The sequence below is a fragment of the Pseudomonas sp. NY8896 genome (assembly GCF_039634505.1).
Map to the genome: position 1 here is coordinate 2905483 of NZ_CP132350.1, position 14242 is coordinate 2919724.

The window sequence follows — 14242 nt, forward strand, 5'->3', positions numbered from 1 at the left end:
TCTCAAAGGGCATCTTTAAGAACACCTCAAAGGAGACCTTCCAACATGACCAGCATTGTCTGCCCAGCTAACTCACGCCTCACCGAACAAGATATGTCAGTCTTGTCTACTGTATTCCCTCGACCAGCTCGAACCCAGCTCATCGAGTTGCGTCGTGCCCTTAGTGACCATCGCTCCAACTTCAGGACCTACAAGGCTGGACAGGTCACCTTCGATATGGACGGTGTGGCCCAACGGGTCCTCGCTAAGTGCCCCCAAAAGACTCTCGACCGTTTGAATCAACTACTTGAACAAGGGTTGTGTCTTCAAGCCATCGCCTCGACTCACTTGAGGATTCCATTGAGTGGCTCTGAGGGAATCTCACTCACAACTTAAAGATGTCCGTCAAGACTGTCGTTAAAAACCCTCACTATGGGTAAGACAGGAAGACCAACAACAAAATAATTTCTCTCTGCCATTGCTGCACAGCCGTTGCCACGGTTGAACCCTTCGCAATACCGATGCCCTTCAGGCCCGCCATGTCCTGATCCGTCATCAACACCACTCAAATCAAGAACTCATTCGTCAGCCTTGGAAGGTGCCCACGCGGCTCACTCCTTGCCGTCTTGTCGTGCGCGTCTATGGCACCAAGGCTGAGCGAATGGGTCACCTCACAGGAGAACCCAAACCATGAAAATCACTATCACGAAAGTCCTGAAGAACGAAGTCACCGTGTCGGGCCAGACCCTGAACCGTGAGTACGTCGAGAACATCATGCTGCCCATGCTGGTCGCCCAATGCGGGACCGTTAAGGGCCAGCAATTCGAGATCGTTAAGGCGTTCGATGAGGCCGGTCTGTCGCTCCAAGCGATTCCTGTAGTTGCCCGAGAGTACCGCCAGCATCAGTACGAGGACGCCCAAGAGAAGGCCCGTAAACAGGCTGAGGCCAATGCCCATGCTGAGCGGTGCCGTGAGCATACGCCCCGAGAGATCGCCCAAGCGAAGGCTGATCGGGAAGCCCGAAACGCTGCCATTCGTGAGCATGGTCAGAAAATTCTGGCTGCTCGTCGTAGCAATAGCGGTGGCTGGTAACAGCACTTCCCTCGACACACAACCACTTCATTCATCTATTCAGGAGACAACAACCATGACTAAGCCATTCCAGTACACCAAACCCTCGACCTACTCCACTGCCATTGTCGATGAGCACACAGGGTCGATTCGATTCAACACTGCCGATGTCCGTCCAGAGACCCAAGCGGCCACCGATGTGTCCGTCTATGTGGAAGCCCTTGTGGAAGCCGCTGAGGACTATTTGAACGGCGATGAGTGGCGAGAGGCTGCCATGGAGGCAACCCCTTGCGAGTTCCGTCCGGCTGGCTCTGAGGCCACTGGGCAACAAATCATCACCATGGCCGACCGCTCTGTCACCTTCGACCCTCGTAAGAACTGGGATAACCAGACCGTCGAGAAGGGCGAGGTCCTGGCCGGTTCTGTGATCTTCACCGAGGCGACCGACAAGGCATTGGTCATCAGCCACCGAGCTACGATCTTTGACCACAACCTGATGGCAGGCTTCACCGTCCAGTCTATGGAGCAAACCGCTGACAAGATGCTTCGTGACATTGAGCACAGCGCAGCCGGTAAGGTCGCTGCCATCTTGGCGACTGCCCCAAGCACTGAGAGCGTCTCTGAGGCCAAACCAACGGGTAAGCCTGCTGAGATCGCTGAGGACCTCATCGACATCCTCACGACCCACGTTAACCAGACTGTAGGGACCTCGCTGAGCGACTTCGTGATCCTGCTGCCCGTGTCACTGGTGGCTGTTCTTGAGCGTGCTGCTCAACGTGCTGGTCAGGACTCTATCGAGGACCTCATTGGCGCAGGCGTACAGCCGTATACAGGCACTGACCACGGCGTCTTCATGTTGCCCAAGCTTTTCACCTCGCTGAGCTACCGTGAGCGCCAAGACGGTAGCATCTGGAAGATTGAAGCGACTCGCAACCCAAACGCCCAAGGCTGGGACCTTGAGATCGTGGCTGTGGTGGACATCATCGCCAATGGCATGGTCAAGGTAGCTCTGACCGAGGATCGTCTTCAGACCGTTCAAGTGCCGTTCCCGCTGGTCACTCGCATTGCCCTGAGCTGATCTAAGGGAAACCCTGAGCTGATCTAAGGGAAACCCTGATAGCCCCGTAAGGCCGGACCTAAAGAGGGACCGGCAGGGGCACAGCTTCACCTATCCGCATCATCGCCCGTCGCTGGGCATCTATCTAACCGAAAGTCTTTCTGTTTGTTCCTTCATGCCACCGGCAGAAACCTTGGTCGGGTCTTTCGGCTGCCGGTGGGAGCGAACTTGAGGGAGCAAACAAGAGGAAAACAGACTATGACCATGACCACCAATACAGCGACCATCTTCGAGAACATCTCCAAGGCCGGAGCGGTATCCTCAACGACTCTCAACGGCTTACCCGGTATGTCGTCCTTGGAGATCGCTGAGATCACCGGTAAGCGCCATGACCATGTACTCAGAGACATCCGAAAGATGCTCAACGAGCTGGAAAGGGAGACCCCAAATCTGGGGGCACCTCAATGGGTCGAGGCCAGCTACCAGTCCAGTCAAAGCAAGTTATTACCGCTGACCATTCTCGACAAAGAGCTGACCTTTACGCTGCTCTCCCGGTATTCCTTCAAGCTGTCCAACATGATCGTCAAGCGCTGGCTTGAACTGGAAGGCTCAGGGTTTGAACGTGTGTCGATACAGGCTGCTGTGGTTCACCTGCTCGAACGAGAGAAGGACAACTATCGAATCGCAATGAGGGACATCAAGGCCGCTGCAAGGCGTCTCAAGGCCCGCTGAGGTCGTTGATTGATACTTCCTCAAACGAAGCGTGACGGGCTATGCTCAATAGCTAAGTTGCCCACAAAAAGGTCCCGCGATGAGTGTCACACTGTGCTACACCTACAAGGGCAAACGGGTAGTCACTAAGGTGCCTGTCGAGTCTCTGACACCACATGCGGCGCTATGCTATGCCTTGCTTCAATCAGGCGCTTCTAATGACCAATCTCAAGGGAGGTGGCCGCATACCTATGAGCGCCTCCTTGAGGTAGCCCTGCAACACGAACTCACAGACGTTCGCTTTCACAAGTCACTCTAACCCTTCAAGGAGAACCCCATGGACCACCTACAGGCCCTCTACTGGGTCTGTCTGGCCGTTCAACTGGGGTTCTGGTTGTGGTCGCATAGGCCCCCTTGAGAATCCGACAGAAAAATCTGAAAGGTCACCTATTCAATCATTCCCGCGCAGGTTCCCCCGTAGGCCCTCGCATGGGTGCCCGTAGGCGCGATAGGGACCCCTCACGGGCAGGTGATAAGGACCCAGAAGAAAGCCCGAAAGGTGCGCCGCTGAGCCTGCCTCAAGTGCTTCGGAATGTCACAAGACCGTACCAAAGTGTCACAAGCCATGGTAGCGTAGCCCTTTAATTCCGGGCATTGAGGACTACTGTGGAGTTTCTTGCCGAATACGCAAGCTTTCTCGCTAAAACCGCCACCCTGGTCATCGCCATCCTCGTGGTGCTGTCGGCCATCGCCGGGCTGCGTGGCAAAGGGCGGCGCAAACCAGGTGGGCAATTGCAGGTCACCCGCCTGAACGAGTTCTACAAGGATTTGCGCGAGCGGCTGGAGTCCGGGCTGCTCGACAAGGCCCAGCTCAAGGCCCTGCGCAAGCAACAGGCCAAGGCGGAAAAACAGCAGAAGAAGGGCAAGGCCGAGGACAAGGGCCGGGTTTTCGTGTTGGACTTCGATGGCGACATCAAGGCCTCGGCCACTGAAAGCCTGCGCAACGAAATCACCGCGCTGTTGACCCTCGCCACCCCGCGGGACGAAGTGGTGCTACGCCTGGAAAGCGGCGGCGGCCTGGTGCATAGCTACGGCCTGGCTGCATCGCAGCTGGCGCGTATTCGTCAGGCGGGCATACCGCTGACCGTGTGCATCGACAAGGTGGCCGCCAGCGGCGGTTACATGATGGCCTGCATCGGCGAGAAGATCGTCAGCGCGCCATTCGCCGTGCTCGGTTCGATCGGCGTGGTGGCGCAACTGCCCAACGTCAACCGCCTGCTGAAGAAGCACGACATCGACTTTGAAGTGCTGACCGCTGGCGAGTACAAGCGCACCTTGACCGTGTTTGGTGAAAACACCGAGAAGGGCCGGGAGAAGTTCCAGGAAGACCTGGATATCACTCACCAGCTGTTCAAGGACTTCGTCGCCCGCTATCGACCGCAGTTGCACATCGACGAAGTGGCCACCGGAGAAGTCTGGCTGGGCGTGGCGGCACTCAACCGCAAGCTGGTAGACGAATTGCAGACCAGCGACGAGTACCTGAGCGAGCGTGCGCGCAACGCCAACCTGTTCCACCTGCATTATGCCGAGCGCAAGAGCTTGCAGGAGCGAATTGGCATGGCCGCCAGCGGCACCGTGGAGAACACGCTGGTGGGCTTGTGGAGTAAACTCGGCCGCCTGCGCTAACACCTTGAACCCGTTGAAATTTTTTTTCGTTCAGGGGGTTGCAAGGTTAAAGGAATGAAGACATAATGGCGCCCATCGGAACGCAGCAAACTTTGAAAAAGGTTCAGCGTTTCAAGGAGATAGCGAAGCGCAAGCAGCTAGATCCGACCTTTGAGGCCGAGTAGCAAAGTGGTTATGCTCCGGATTGCAAATCCGTCTACGCCGGTTCGATTCCGACCTCGGCCTCCACCATTCGAAAGCCCCGCAGATTAACGTCTGCGGGGTTTTTCTTTGTGCTTCGAAAAAGCGCTGTTGTCGGGCGGCAAAGCGCGAATGCGCATAGGTCAAACCGATGGAGAGGTTTCTTTGAGTGGGTTCAAAGAGGCTTGGGCCAGGCCCGGCAGTTGAGCAAGCGATGAATCTTCGATAAGCCTGCTTCGGCAGGTTTTTCTTTAGATGGAGTTTGGCCCTGACCTGTAACAGGTTGACCGGCTAGCCCTCAGGTAGGCTTGCCCCGCAGATGAATTCATTCGACCCAAGCCGGTGTGACCCATACTCGACCACGTAGCCAGCACCGTGTCGCTCTGCTTCAACCTCGGCAGTGTGCTGATCGGCAAACACGTCGACAAAATGCCATGGATGCCGGTCGCGTAGCACGCCCCATCCAAGCACCCAGCCTGGATTGCCTGGGTCAGGTGGGAGATTTTTGGCGAGGCTGCGAATCGTCATGTGCATCCCTTGAAAAGCTAAGCGGTTTTCTTTGAACCTCGTGCCACGATTATTGGTCAGCACCAGAGATGAGCTTGCTTTTGTACCGAGGCATTTCCGCCAGCATTTCTGAAACGTTTGCAAGCTATCGTTGATCGTAACTCACCAACGACGGAGTCAGGGAATGGATTATTCCAGCATGGTTGAATCGTTGGACAAGATACTGAAAGAAGCGGCTGCCGATTCCGATAGTGGGGCAGCGCACCGCTGCCTGCTGAAGCCCGAAGCTGGCGCTCACCGATGCATTCGCAGCCATTCGTCCGCCACGTCACCCATGGTTAACGGCGTGCCACTCTTTATCCAGGCCATGAAGGCACGGTCGAACTTGAATGCCGCCCCGCACTCGGTGAGCAGAAACTGACGTACCTTCTGCGTATTTCGGTAATGCTTGTCCAGCGGCGTGGCGCGAGTAATCGGCCCGGCATGCCAATCGAAACTCATGGTCTGTTCCTTGACTACTGAGAAGGCAAAAAGCCCGTAGATGATCACCTACGGGCCTTGTGTCTGTTCGAAATGATCTGCCTTCAGGCTATCAGCCTTCGAACTGGATCACCATGCGGCCTTTGATCTTGCCCTCCAGCATCTCGTCAAAGATCTGGTTGATATCTTCGATCGGCCGCAGGGTCACCTTGGGTACCACTTTGCCTTCAGCGGCAAACTGGAACGCCTCCTGCAGGTCCTGGCGTGTACCTACCAGCGAGCCCACCACTTCGATCCCATCCAGCACCAGGCGGGGAATGTTCAGGTCCATGGATTCCGACGGCAGCCCGACGGCAACCAGTCGCCCGCCAGCGCGCAAGGCATCGACGGCCGAGTTGAAGGCGCCTTTGGCCACGGCGGTAACCACGGCAGCGTGGGCGCCACCGGTCTTGGCCTGGATAACCTTCGCGGCGTCTTCGTTGAGTGGGTTGACGACCAGGTCCGCGCCCATCTCGCTGGCGAAGCGCAGTTGCTCTTCGTTGACGTCGATGGCGATCACTTTGGCGTTGAATACGTTCTTGGCATATTGCAGGGCCAGGTTGCCCAGGCCGCCGAGGCCGTAGATGGCGATCCATTGCCCGGGGCGGATGTTGGAGATTTTCACCGCCTTGTAGGTTGTGACGCCGGCGCAGGTAATGCTGCTGGCGGCAGCGGAGTCGAGGCCGTCGGGTACTTTGACCGAATAGTCGGCTTGGACGATGCAAGCCTCGGCCATGCCGCCGTCCACGGTATAGCCGGAGTTCTTCACTTCGCGGCACAGGGTTTCGTTGCCGCTATTGCAGTACTCGCAATGCCCGCAACCTTGATAGAACCAGGCAACGCTGGCGCGGTCGCCTGGCTTGAGCGAGGTGACGCCGGGGCCAACTTCCTGGACTACGCCAATGCCTTCGTGGCCCAGTACTACACCGGTCTTGTCACCGAAGTCGCCATTTTTCACGTGCAGGTCGGTGTGGCACACACCGCAGCATTGCATCTTCAGCAGCGCTTCGCCGTGCTGGAGGGGGCGCAGGGTTTTCTCTACCACGTCCACGCGCCGGCCTGGTGCAACAACAGCAGCTTTCATAAGAGCCTCCGTGTCTATCCGATGTGAGCTTGGGTTATCGCTGGAACAGCATAGACCTTGCCTGGCCGGGCAAAACTGCTTCAGGTCATGGGATGGGCAGTTGCCTTGAGCAAACTGCAGTAGCGGGGAGGGGGCGCAAGCCCTTCGTCAAAAAAAAGAAAAGCCCGCGGCAATGATGCGGCGGGCTGCAAGAACGTACGGAGCAGGATCAGTGTGCCCATGCGGATGTCGACATTTCGTGAAGGTCAGGTCATGAGGCTGTCATCCTCTGGGCCGAAGTTTGCTTCGCCATAAAAAAGCCCGCCATGACAGGCGGGCAAAGACGTTTGAAGGGAGAGCCTGCAGGCTGCGCCTGGCCGGTTAACCCAGGATTAAGCGACAACGCATTGACCCGACATCCTGATCAGCCTATATAGGCGTGCCATAACCCTTGGAGCCAGCATGCACGACGAAGACGACCTGCACGAACCCGAGCACGATCACCTGCTCGACCACGAATTTCTCTACGACGATGTGGAGCACGAGGCAGATGCCCAGGGCGCCGAGGATGAGGTGGAAGAAGACGAGGAAACGCTGGATGACCTCGATGACGAAGAGCGCGATCACCCAGCTTGGTTCGACGATTGCGACGACGACTGATTCAGCGACCGTCCACCGAGAAGCGCCCTGGGCCGCTGACCGCCAGCAGCAGCAAGCCGCCCATGATGGCCATGTTTTTCAGAAACTGGGTCATGTTGGCGCTGCGTTCGGGGTCGACCATGTTCCAGAACGGGTGGCCGAGCAGCGCCGTGCCCAGCACGAACAGCGCGAACAGAAACGCCAGCGGCCGCGTGTAGAAGCCGAGGATCAGCAGGATGGCGACGACGAACTCCATGATGACGGCAATCGCTGCCGCCAGCATCGGGGCAGGGGCGCCCAGCGAGGTCATGTAGCCGACCGTGCCATCGAAGCCGGTCAGCTTGGCCCAGCCTGACAAGACGAACAGGATCATCAGCAGTATGCGGGCGATGAGGATGATGATGTCACGTTGACCATCGAACAGGGAGTAGCGCATGGCGGCGTTCCAGTAGAGGGTACTAGCTCCACTCTAGCAGCTGCGTAACACATTGCTGGCAGGCAGCAAAAAGGCGCCGCAAGGGCGCCTTTTCAACGAAATTTGGTGCGAGTGGCGGGACTCGAACCCGCAAGGCTCACGCCGACAGATTTTAAGTCTGCTGTGTATACCAATTCCACCACACTCGCACGCTTGAAGGGGTCGCAACGACCAGCTCGCTTCCAGGCAGAAGGGCTTCGCAATCAAGCGCGCTTTATAACCCATCGTTATAGTTGAGTCAACTGCAGCACCTAAGATCAACAGAAAGGAGGGGCGATCGAATGGGCAATTGACACCTTGCTGTCATTACGCCACTGTTGCCTCTTTATTGGATCCAAGAGTGTTCAGCGATGACTCAGCGCCAAGCTGGCGAGCGTATCGTGCGTCCACGGTTATTCTGGCGACTGTTGTTCGCCCTGGTGGTCGTGCTGGGTGCGTTTCTTTACATCAGCCTGCTCAGCCTGGGCGGTTATTTGTTAATGCTGGGCTTCGATGCGGAACATACTCAGCAGCAGCGTCTTCTGGCCCTGGCCTGCGGTGGCTTGATCATGCTGGTCGGCCTGTGGCTGTTGAGAGTGGCCATGCCGCGGCGCATCAGCCCGGTGCTGGTCGAAACGGAACGCTGACCGCCTGTCGTCGCACGGCTGCTCGTTGATGGGTGCGCTGGGCTACGCTCATTCTGTCCCCCTGCTGTGCCAGTGGAGTTTGCATGGTTTCAGCTGATTGCCTCGACCACCCCGTCATGCCTGCCCACCGCTATGAACAGTTGGTTCAGTCGGTGGTGGACTACGCCATCTACATGCTCGACCCCTCCGGCCATGTGGTGTCGTGGAATGCCGGCGCGCAACGAATCAAGGGCTACCGTGCCGATGAAGTGATCGGCAAGCATTTCTCGTTGTTTTTCACCCCGCAGGATTGTGCTGATGGCCGCCCCGAGCGCCTGCTGCGCCAGGCGCTGGAGCAGGGCGTGGCGCAGGACGAAGGCTGGCGGGTGCGCAAGGACGGTACGCAGTTCTGGGCGTTGGCTGCGCTGGATGTGATCCGCGATGACAATGGCCAGATCGTCGGCCTGGCCAAGGTGACCCGCGACATAACCGATCGCCGAGAGTCGGCGTTGCAGCTGGACGCGGTGCGCGCCCAGCTGTTCCAGGCGCAGAAGCTTGAAGCCCTCGGCCAGTTGACCGGTGGCCTGGCGCACGACTTCAACAACATGCTCACCATCATCATCAGCTCGGCCCGTCTGGCGCTGGCCACCCAGGACCCGCTACGCGCCCAGCGCATGCTGCAGCACATCCTCGATGCCGGTCAACGCGGCACTGAGCTGACCCAGCAACTGCTCAGCTTTGCCCGCCACCGCAAGCTTGATGTGGCCAGTGTTGCCCCGGCAGACCTGGTGACCGCTACCCGTGGTTTGCTTGAGCATGCACTACCCAGCTCGATCGAGCTGAACGTGCTGCTGCAACCGGACCTGCCGTTGATCGAGGTGGATGCCGGGCAACTGCAAATGGTCTTGCTCAACTTGTTGTTCAATGCCCGTGATGCCATCGCCGGTCAGGGCCGGATCGGCCTGACGGTCGATGTGGTTGAGCTGGCCGGCGAGGTTGAAGCGTTGCATGGCAACTTTGTGCGTTTCAAGGTGGAAGACAGCGGTGAAGGCATACCCGCCGAGGTATTGCCACGTATCTTCGAGCCATTTTTCACCACCAAGCCGTTTGGCAAGGGCACGGGCCTGGGGCTTAGCCAGGTGTATGGCTTCGCCCGGCAGAGTGGCGGCGCCATTTGTGTCGACAGCGAGCCTGGCCGGGGAACTTGCATGCAACTGTACTTGCCAATGTATCAGGAGCAGACGGATAGCCCACTCGACAGGTAGACAACATGGCACAGGCACTTAGGCGGCTGGTAACGGGGATCGATGGGCTCGACGCGTTGCTCAAGGGCGGCCTGGTGGCCGGTGCTTCCTACATCATCCAGGGGCCGCCGGGAGCGGGCAAGACCATCCTCGCCAACCAGCTGGCCTGCGGCCATGTGCGGGGCGGTGGTCGGGTGCTGGTGGCCACCTTGTTGAGTGAGTCGCATGAGCGCTTGTTTCAGTACCTGTCCACCCTGGACTTCTTCGACCCGGCGTTGGTCGGCGACCAGATCCAGTTCGTCAGCGCTTTCGACACCCTTGAGCAGGATGGGCTGGACGCCGTGGTGCGGCTGCTGCGCCAGGAAATCGCTCGGCAACAGGCCAGCCTGCTGATCGTCGACGGCGTGCTCAATGCCCGGGTGCGTGCGGAAACGGCGCTGGACACCAAAAAGTTCGTCTCTGAATTGCAGGGCCATGCGGCCTTCGCCGGCTGCACGGTACTGCTGCTGACCAGTGCCCGGCTGGACGAGGGCAGCCCGGAGCACACCATGGTCGATGGCGTGATCGAGCTGGGTGAGCAGCTGGTGGGTAGCCGCGCCGTGCGCCATGTGCAGCTGCGCAAGACGCGCGGCAGTGCGGCACTTTCGGGGCGTCACGAATGCCTTATCGATGAAGCAGGCATGCACGTCTACCCACGCCTGGAAGCGTTGTTCAGCCACCCCAGCCATCTGGGCAGCGGCACATTGGCGCGCATCAGCAGCGGTGTGCCAACCTTCGATGAAATGCTCGGCGGCGGCCTGGCCACGGGCTCGGTTAGCCTGTTGATCGGGCCTTCGGGTATTGGCAAGACGTCATTGGGCCTGGCCTTTCTAGGGGCCAGCACCCCGCAGGCGCCAGGGTTGCATTTTGGTTTCTACGAAACGCCTGAACGCCTGCGTAGCAAGGCAGCGTCGCTGGGTTACGATTTTGCCGCGATGGAGCAGGGCGGTAGCTTGCAGCTGTGCTGGCAGCCAACCACCGAGGGCTTGCTGGACCAGGTCGGCGCGCGGCTGCTCGAGCGTGTTGCAGCGCAGGGCAGCAAGAGGGTGCTGATCGACAGCCTTGGCGCATTCAGCCGCCTGGCCATCGACCCGACGCGGCTCAATGCGTTTTTCCGCGCGCTGGCCGGTGAGCTGCGCGCGCGCGATGTCAGCGTGATGCTCACCTGGGAAATGCGCGACATCTTCGGCTCGGAAATCAGCGCCCCCGCGCCGGATCTGTCGAGCATCGTCGACAACCTGATGCTGTTGCGCTTTGTCGAGCTGGACTCGCAACTGCGGCGCATGCTGTCGATCCTCAAGGTGCGTGACAGCCACCATGACCCTGCCTTGCACGAACTGCTGATCGGGCCGCAGGGCATTACCTTGCGCAAGGCGTTCGAAGGCGCCTGTGGTGTGCTCTCGGGAACGCCGACGCCGCAGGGGAGTGGGTGACGGACGGGCCGATGAACACCATCCTGATCGTCGATGACGAGTACCTGATCGCCGATATCCTCGGCTTTGCCCTGGAGGACGAAGGTTACCTGGTGGAAAAGGCCAGTAATGGCTGCAAGGCGCTGGAGGCGCTGAAGGAAAAGCGCGTGCAACTGGTCATCACCGATTACATGATGCCGCTGCTCAATGGTGAGGAGCTGGTGCGTGCGATGCGCGAGGACCCGGCGTTAAGCGAGTTGCCGGTCATTCTCATGAGCGGCGCGCAGGCCAGCCAAGGATGCCCGGCCCTGTTCGCCGCCATATTCGACAAACCATTCGACATGGATGAGATGATCGCCAAAGTGCGTCAGTTGCTGGGCACCTGAGGCTGGCGGTCGAGCGCTTCCATGCACCCCTCGAGGAGTTTGGGCTCAGTGCGAGTCGTCGTGCTTCTCCGGGGCTGGGCTGCCGGCCTGGATGCGCTTGAAGATTTCTTCGCGATGGACCTGGACATCTTTAGGTGCATCGATACCGATCCTCACCTGCATCCCTTTGACGCCCAGAATGGTGACTTTGATGTCATCGTTGATGACGATGCTTTCGCCAACCTTACGGGTGAGTATCAGCATGTAGTTCTCCTTGGTGATGTAAAAGTCCGCAGGGCTAGTTGCCGCAACGGCGGGAGCTTGTCCCTCTTCCTTCTCATTAAAGACGCTTTCGGCGGATAGTAATTCCCCGACAGACAAATTCTGTTGCGTGTCTTCAGTTGCAGGTGCCGATGCAAACCGTCAACGGTTTGTCGGCCAAGGTGCTCGATGGCAAGAATAGGGGGCTTGGCGGCTAATGGGAAATTTCTTCGCATCATGGGCTGAATAGACACTCTTAATCGCCGTCCTGTTCCTCGAGTACCTGAAGAAACAGCAGCAAGGCCACTTCCTCGGGGTCCAGGCCTTTGCGCACGCGGCTCTTGGGCAATTGGGCCAGACGTCCCTGGGCATAGTGCTCCAGCACTGCCGGATGGATGTAGCAGCGTCTGCACACTGCCGGCGTATTGCCCAGGCGCGTGGCGACCTGGCGGACTATCGCGGCGACCTGGCGTTTGGCTTCACTCTCCGGTTCCCAGGCCAGGGGTTTGAGCAGGTCCAACGCCAGGCTGCTGCCGGCCCAGGTGCGGTAGTCCTTGGCGGTGAAGTCTGCGCCGGTCAACTGCTGCAGGAACTGGTTGACCTCGCTGGAGCCTACGCTGTGGCGCTGGCCGTCTTCGTCCAGGTATTGAAACAGTGTCTGGCCAGGCAGCTCCATGCAGCGTTTGAGCAGGCTGGCCAGGCGTCGGTCGTTGAGGGTGACGTTGTGTTCGACGCCACGCTTGCCGCGAAATTGAAAGCGAATGGTGCTGCCTTTGACCTGCACATGGCGGTTACGCAGGGTCGTCAGGCCATAAGACTGGTTGTCGCGCAGGTAACGCTGGTTACCAATGCGGATCAGGGTGTGGTCCAGCAGGCTCACCACCAATGCCATGACCTTTTCCCGGTCCAGCCCTGGCCGCGCCAGGTGGGCTTCCAGTTGCGCGCGCAGCTTTGGTAGTGCCTGGGCAAAGGCCAGCATGCGCCCATACTTGTGTTGGTCACGCAGTTCGCGCCACTGCGCGTGATAGCGGTACTGCTTGCGGCCACGGGCATCGCGACCGGTGGCCTGCAGGTGGCCCTGCGGGTCGGCGCAGATCCATACATCGGTGTAGGCCGGGGGAATCACCAGCGCGGCGATGCGCGCCAAGGTGTCGCTGTCGCGCACCCGCTGGCCGTCGGCATCCAGGTAGATGAAACGGTCGCGCCAGCGTCGCCGGGTCATGCCTGGCTGGCTGTCGTCAACGTAGTGCAGGGTGCGTGGCAGGGGGCAGTCGAGCATCAGGGGCTGGCCTCGATCAAGTCACTGATCAGTGGACAACAGCCGTGCGAAGGATGCTCAGCCCAAAAGGGCCACCGACTTGATCTGGGCGAACAGTACCTGGCCCGTGTGCAAGCCGAGCTGGTCTGCCGAGAAGCGGGTGATACGTGCAAGCAAGGCATTGCCACCGGCATCCAGGCTGACCAGTACATGCGCCGGGTTGGCCGCCGGGCGGCTCTCGCGCACACATACTGGCAGGCGGTTGAGGATGCTCGATGTGCTGTCGGCCGCCAGCGCCAGGCTGACGTCCCGGGCCTGTACCTTGACCCGCAGCGTGCTACCCATCACATGCGCCGGGTGAGCAATGCGCAGCAGCGGCCCGCTGCTGCCGGGCAGGCGCAAGTCGAGCAGGTCGTAGTGCGGGTCATGCCCCACAACCATGCCTTCGAACACCACGCCGGCATCCTCGCCCTGGGCCAGCGACAGGTCGAGGCGCGCCAGGGTTTGGCCAATCGGGCCGCTGGCGACTGCCTGGCCTTGCTCCAGCAACACCAGGTGGTCGGCCAGTCGCGCTACTTCATCCTGGGCATGGCTGACATACACCAGGGGGATGTCCAGTTCGTCGTGCAGGCGCTCCAGGTACGGCAGGATCTCGCGCTTGCGCGGCCCGTCGAGGGCCGCCAGCGGCTCGTCCATCAACAGCAGCCTTGGGCTGCTGAGCAGGGCGCGAGCAATACCCACGCGCTGCGCCTCGCCGCCCGACAGGGTTGCCGGGCGGCGTTCCAACAAGTGCCCGATACCTAGCAGCTGGCACGCCTGGTCGAGGCTGACCTTGCGCTCAGCGGCGGCTACCCGGCGCCAGCCGAACTCCAGGTTGCCGCGCACCGACAGGTGCGCAAACAGGCTGGCCTCCTGGAACACATAGCCCACCGGGCGCAAGTGGGGGGGCTGGAAGTAGCCACGGGTGCTGTCTTCCCAGACCTCGCCGTTGACTTCGATGTACGCGCTAGCAGCGCGTTCCAACCCCGCCAGACAGCGCAGGCAGCTGGTCTTGCCAGAGCCGGAGTGGCCAAACAGCGCGCTGATACCGCGCCCAGGCAGGTGCAGGTCGACGTCCAGGGTAAAGTCGTCGCGCGCCAGTTTCAGGCGCGCCACAATCGATGCGGTCATT

Annotated in this window: 16 protein-coding genes and 2 tRNA genes; 10 read left to right on the plus strand and 8 right to left on the minus strand. The window is 59.6% G+C overall.

From position 1 onward, the window contains the following. Positions 1 to 669 precede the first annotated feature (669 nt). The 5 genes from Q9451_RS13070 (at position 670) to Q9451_RS13090 (ending at position 4732) form a co-directional block, all read left to right on the plus strand. On the plus strand, positions 670 to 1071 hold the full coding sequence (locus Q9451_RS13070) for a hypothetical protein (RefSeq protein WP_054903696.1): 402 nt from the start codon (positions 670 to 672) through the stop codon (positions 1069 to 1071). A 55-nt stretch (positions 1072 to 1126) separates the two neighbouring features. Then, positions 1127 to 2128: a hypothetical protein gene (locus Q9451_RS13075; protein WP_060482673.1), complete on the plus strand. Its 1002-nt coding sequence runs from the start codon at positions 1127 to 1129 to the stop codon at positions 2126 to 2128. A gap of 237 nt (positions 2129 to 2365) precedes the next feature. Further along, complete coding sequence (locus tag Q9451_RS13080; RefSeq protein WP_054903677.1) at positions 2366 to 2839, plus strand: Rha family transcriptional regulator; 474 nt, start codon at positions 2366 to 2368, stop codon at positions 2837 to 2839. A gap of 645 nt (positions 2840 to 3484) precedes the next feature. Then, positions 3485 to 4504 carry a protease SohB gene (sohB, locus tag Q9451_RS13085; protein ID WP_012273163.1) on the plus strand — a complete coding sequence of 340 codons (1020 nt, stop codon included), beginning with the start codon at positions 3485 to 3487 and terminating at the stop codon, positions 4502 to 4504. A 154-nt stretch (positions 4505 to 4658) separates the two neighbouring features. Beyond that, a tRNA-Cys gene (locus Q9451_RS13090) sits at positions 4659 to 4732 on the plus strand. Between the two features lie 243 nt (positions 4733 to 4975). Here the strand turns inward: Q9451_RS13090 and Q9451_RS13095 are convergent. The 3 genes from Q9451_RS13095 to adhP all read right to left on the minus strand — a co-directional run bounded on the left by Q9451_RS13095 (position 4976) and on the right by adhP (position 6794). Continuing rightward, positions 4976 to 5212 carry a hypothetical protein gene (locus Q9451_RS13095; protein ID WP_071984784.1) on the minus strand — a complete coding sequence of 79 codons (237 nt, stop codon included), beginning with the start codon at positions 5210 to 5212 and terminating at the stop codon, positions 4976 to 4978. 273 nt (positions 5213 to 5485) lie between these two features. Then, a complete protein-coding gene (locus Q9451_RS13100; protein ID WP_012273162.1) occupies positions 5486 to 5692 on the minus strand; it encodes a DUF6434 domain-containing protein in 207 nt (68 codons plus the stop codon). A gap of 91 nt (positions 5693 to 5783) precedes the next feature. Then, positions 5784 to 6794, minus strand: coding sequence for an alcohol dehydrogenase AdhP (gene adhP / locus Q9451_RS13105; RefSeq protein ID WP_012273161.1), 1011 nt, complete (start codon positions 6792 to 6794; stop codon positions 5784 to 5786). Positions 6795 to 7235: 441 nt separating this feature from the next. Between adhP and Q9451_RS13110 the strand changes: the two genes are divergently transcribed. Then, positions 7236 to 7433 carry a hypothetical protein gene (locus Q9451_RS13110; protein ID WP_012273160.1) on the plus strand — a complete coding sequence of 66 codons (198 nt, stop codon included), beginning with the start codon at positions 7236 to 7238 and terminating at the stop codon, positions 7431 to 7433. Between the two features lies 1 nt (position 7434). Here Q9451_RS13110 and Q9451_RS13115 read toward each other — a convergent pair whose 3' ends face one another. Further along, a complete protein-coding gene (locus tag Q9451_RS13115) occupies positions 7435 to 7848 on the minus strand; it encodes a DoxX family protein (protein ID WP_012273159.1) in 414 nt (137 codons plus the stop codon). A gap of 103 nt (positions 7849 to 7951) precedes the next feature. After that, positions 7952 to 8036 (minus strand) — tRNA-Leu (locus tag Q9451_RS13120). Positions 8037 to 8237: 201 nt separating this feature from the next. On the opposite strand from Q9451_RS13120, the gene Q9451_RS13125 reads away from it, so the two are divergent. The 4 genes from Q9451_RS13125 to Q9451_RS13140 all read left to right on the plus strand — a co-directional run bounded on the left by Q9451_RS13125 (position 8238) and on the right by Q9451_RS13140 (position 11573). Further along, positions 8238 to 8513: a hypothetical protein gene (locus Q9451_RS13125; RefSeq protein WP_012273158.1), complete on the plus strand. Its 276-nt coding sequence runs from the start codon at positions 8238 to 8240 to the stop codon at positions 8511 to 8513. Positions 8514 to 8596: 83 nt separating this feature from the next. Then, on the plus strand, positions 8597 to 9757 hold the full coding sequence (locus Q9451_RS13130) for a PAS domain-containing sensor histidine kinase (protein WP_012273157.1): 1161 nt from the start codon (positions 8597 to 8599) through the stop codon (positions 9755 to 9757). Positions 9758 to 9762: 5 nt separating this feature from the next. Next, positions 9763 to 11208 (plus strand): ATPase domain-containing protein, encoded by a 1446-nt coding sequence (locus Q9451_RS13135; RefSeq protein ID WP_012273156.1) that lies wholly within the window; start codon positions 9763 to 9765, stop codon positions 11206 to 11208. Positions 11209 to 11219: 11 nt separating this feature from the next. Further along, entirely contained in the window at positions 11220 to 11573 is a 354-nt protein-coding gene (locus Q9451_RS13140) for a response regulator (RefSeq protein WP_012273155.1), read from the plus strand. A 45-nt stretch (positions 11574 to 11618) separates the two neighbouring features. On the opposite strand, the gene csrA is transcribed toward Q9451_RS13140, so the two are convergent. The 3 genes from csrA to modC form a co-directional block, all read right to left on the minus strand. Further along, on the minus strand, positions 11619 to 11816 hold the full coding sequence (gene csrA / locus Q9451_RS13145) for a carbon storage regulator CsrA (protein ID WP_004375914.1): 198 nt from the start codon (positions 11814 to 11816) through the stop codon (positions 11619 to 11621). A 253-nt stretch (positions 11817 to 12069) separates the two neighbouring features. Next, the gene (locus Q9451_RS13150) at positions 12070 to 13092 is read right to left on the minus strand and encodes a DNA topoisomerase IB (RefSeq protein WP_012273154.1); all 1023 of its coding nucleotides are present in this window, start codon (positions 13090 to 13092) and stop codon (positions 12070 to 12072) included. Positions 13093 to 13149: 57 nt separating this feature from the next. Further along, on the minus strand, positions 13150 to 14241 hold the full coding sequence (modC, locus tag Q9451_RS13155; protein WP_012273153.1) for a molybdenum ABC transporter ATP-binding protein: 1092 nt from the start codon (positions 14239 to 14241) through the stop codon (positions 13150 to 13152). Position 14242: the final 1 nt, after the last annotated feature.

Bases quoted from the DNA above. Each gene is read 5' to 3' on its own strand.
- Q9451_RS13070 (WP_054903696.1), top strand. From the start codon at position 670: ATGAAAATCACTATCACGAAAGTCCTGAAGAACGAAGTCACCGTGTCG.
- Q9451_RS13075 (WP_060482673.1), top strand. From the start codon at position 1,127: ATGACTAAGCCATTCCAGTACACCAAACCCTCGACCTACTCCACTGCC.
- Q9451_RS13080 (WP_054903677.1), top strand. From the start codon at position 2,366: ATGACCATGACCACCAATACAGCGACCATCTTCGAGAACATCTCCAAG.
- Q9451_RS13095 (WP_071984784.1), bottom strand. From the start codon at position 5,212: ATGACGATTCGCAGCCTCGCCAAAAATCTCCCACCTGACCCAGGCAAT.
- Q9451_RS13100 (WP_012273162.1), bottom strand. From the start codon at position 5,692: ATGAGTTTCGATTGGCATGCCGGGCCGATTACTCGCGCCACGCCGCTG.
- adhP (WP_012273161.1), bottom strand. From the start codon at position 6,794: ATGAAAGCTGCTGTTGTTGCACCAGGCCGGCGCGTGGACGTGGTAGAG.
- Q9451_RS13110 (WP_012273160.1), top strand. From the start codon at position 7,236: ATGCACGACGAAGACGACCTGCACGAACCCGAGCACGATCACCTGCTC.
- Q9451_RS13115 (WP_012273159.1), bottom strand. From the start codon at position 7,848: ATGCGCTACTCCCTGTTCGATGGTCAACGTGACATCATCATCCTCATC.
- Q9451_RS13125 (WP_012273158.1), top strand. From the start codon at position 8,238: ATGACTCAGCGCCAAGCTGGCGAGCGTATCGTGCGTCCACGGTTATTC.
- Q9451_RS13130 (WP_012273157.1), top strand. From the start codon at position 8,597: ATGGTTTCAGCTGATTGCCTCGACCACCCCGTCATGCCTGCCCACCGC.
- Q9451_RS13135 (WP_012273156.1), top strand. From the start codon at position 9,763: ATGGCACAGGCACTTAGGCGGCTGGTAACGGGGATCGATGGGCTCGAC.
- Q9451_RS13140 (WP_012273155.1), top strand. From the start codon at position 11,220: ATGAACACCATCCTGATCGTCGATGACGAGTACCTGATCGCCGATATC.
- csrA (WP_004375914.1), bottom strand. From the start codon at position 11,816: ATGCTGATACTCACCCGTAAGGTTGGCGAAAGCATCGTCATCAACGAT.
- Q9451_RS13150 (WP_012273154.1), bottom strand. From the start codon at position 13,092: ATGCTCGACTGCCCCCTGCCACGCACCCTGCACTACGTTGACGACAGC.
- modC (WP_012273153.1), bottom strand. From the start codon at position 14,241: ATGACCGCATCGATTGTGGCGCGCCTGAAACTGGCGCGCGACGACTTT.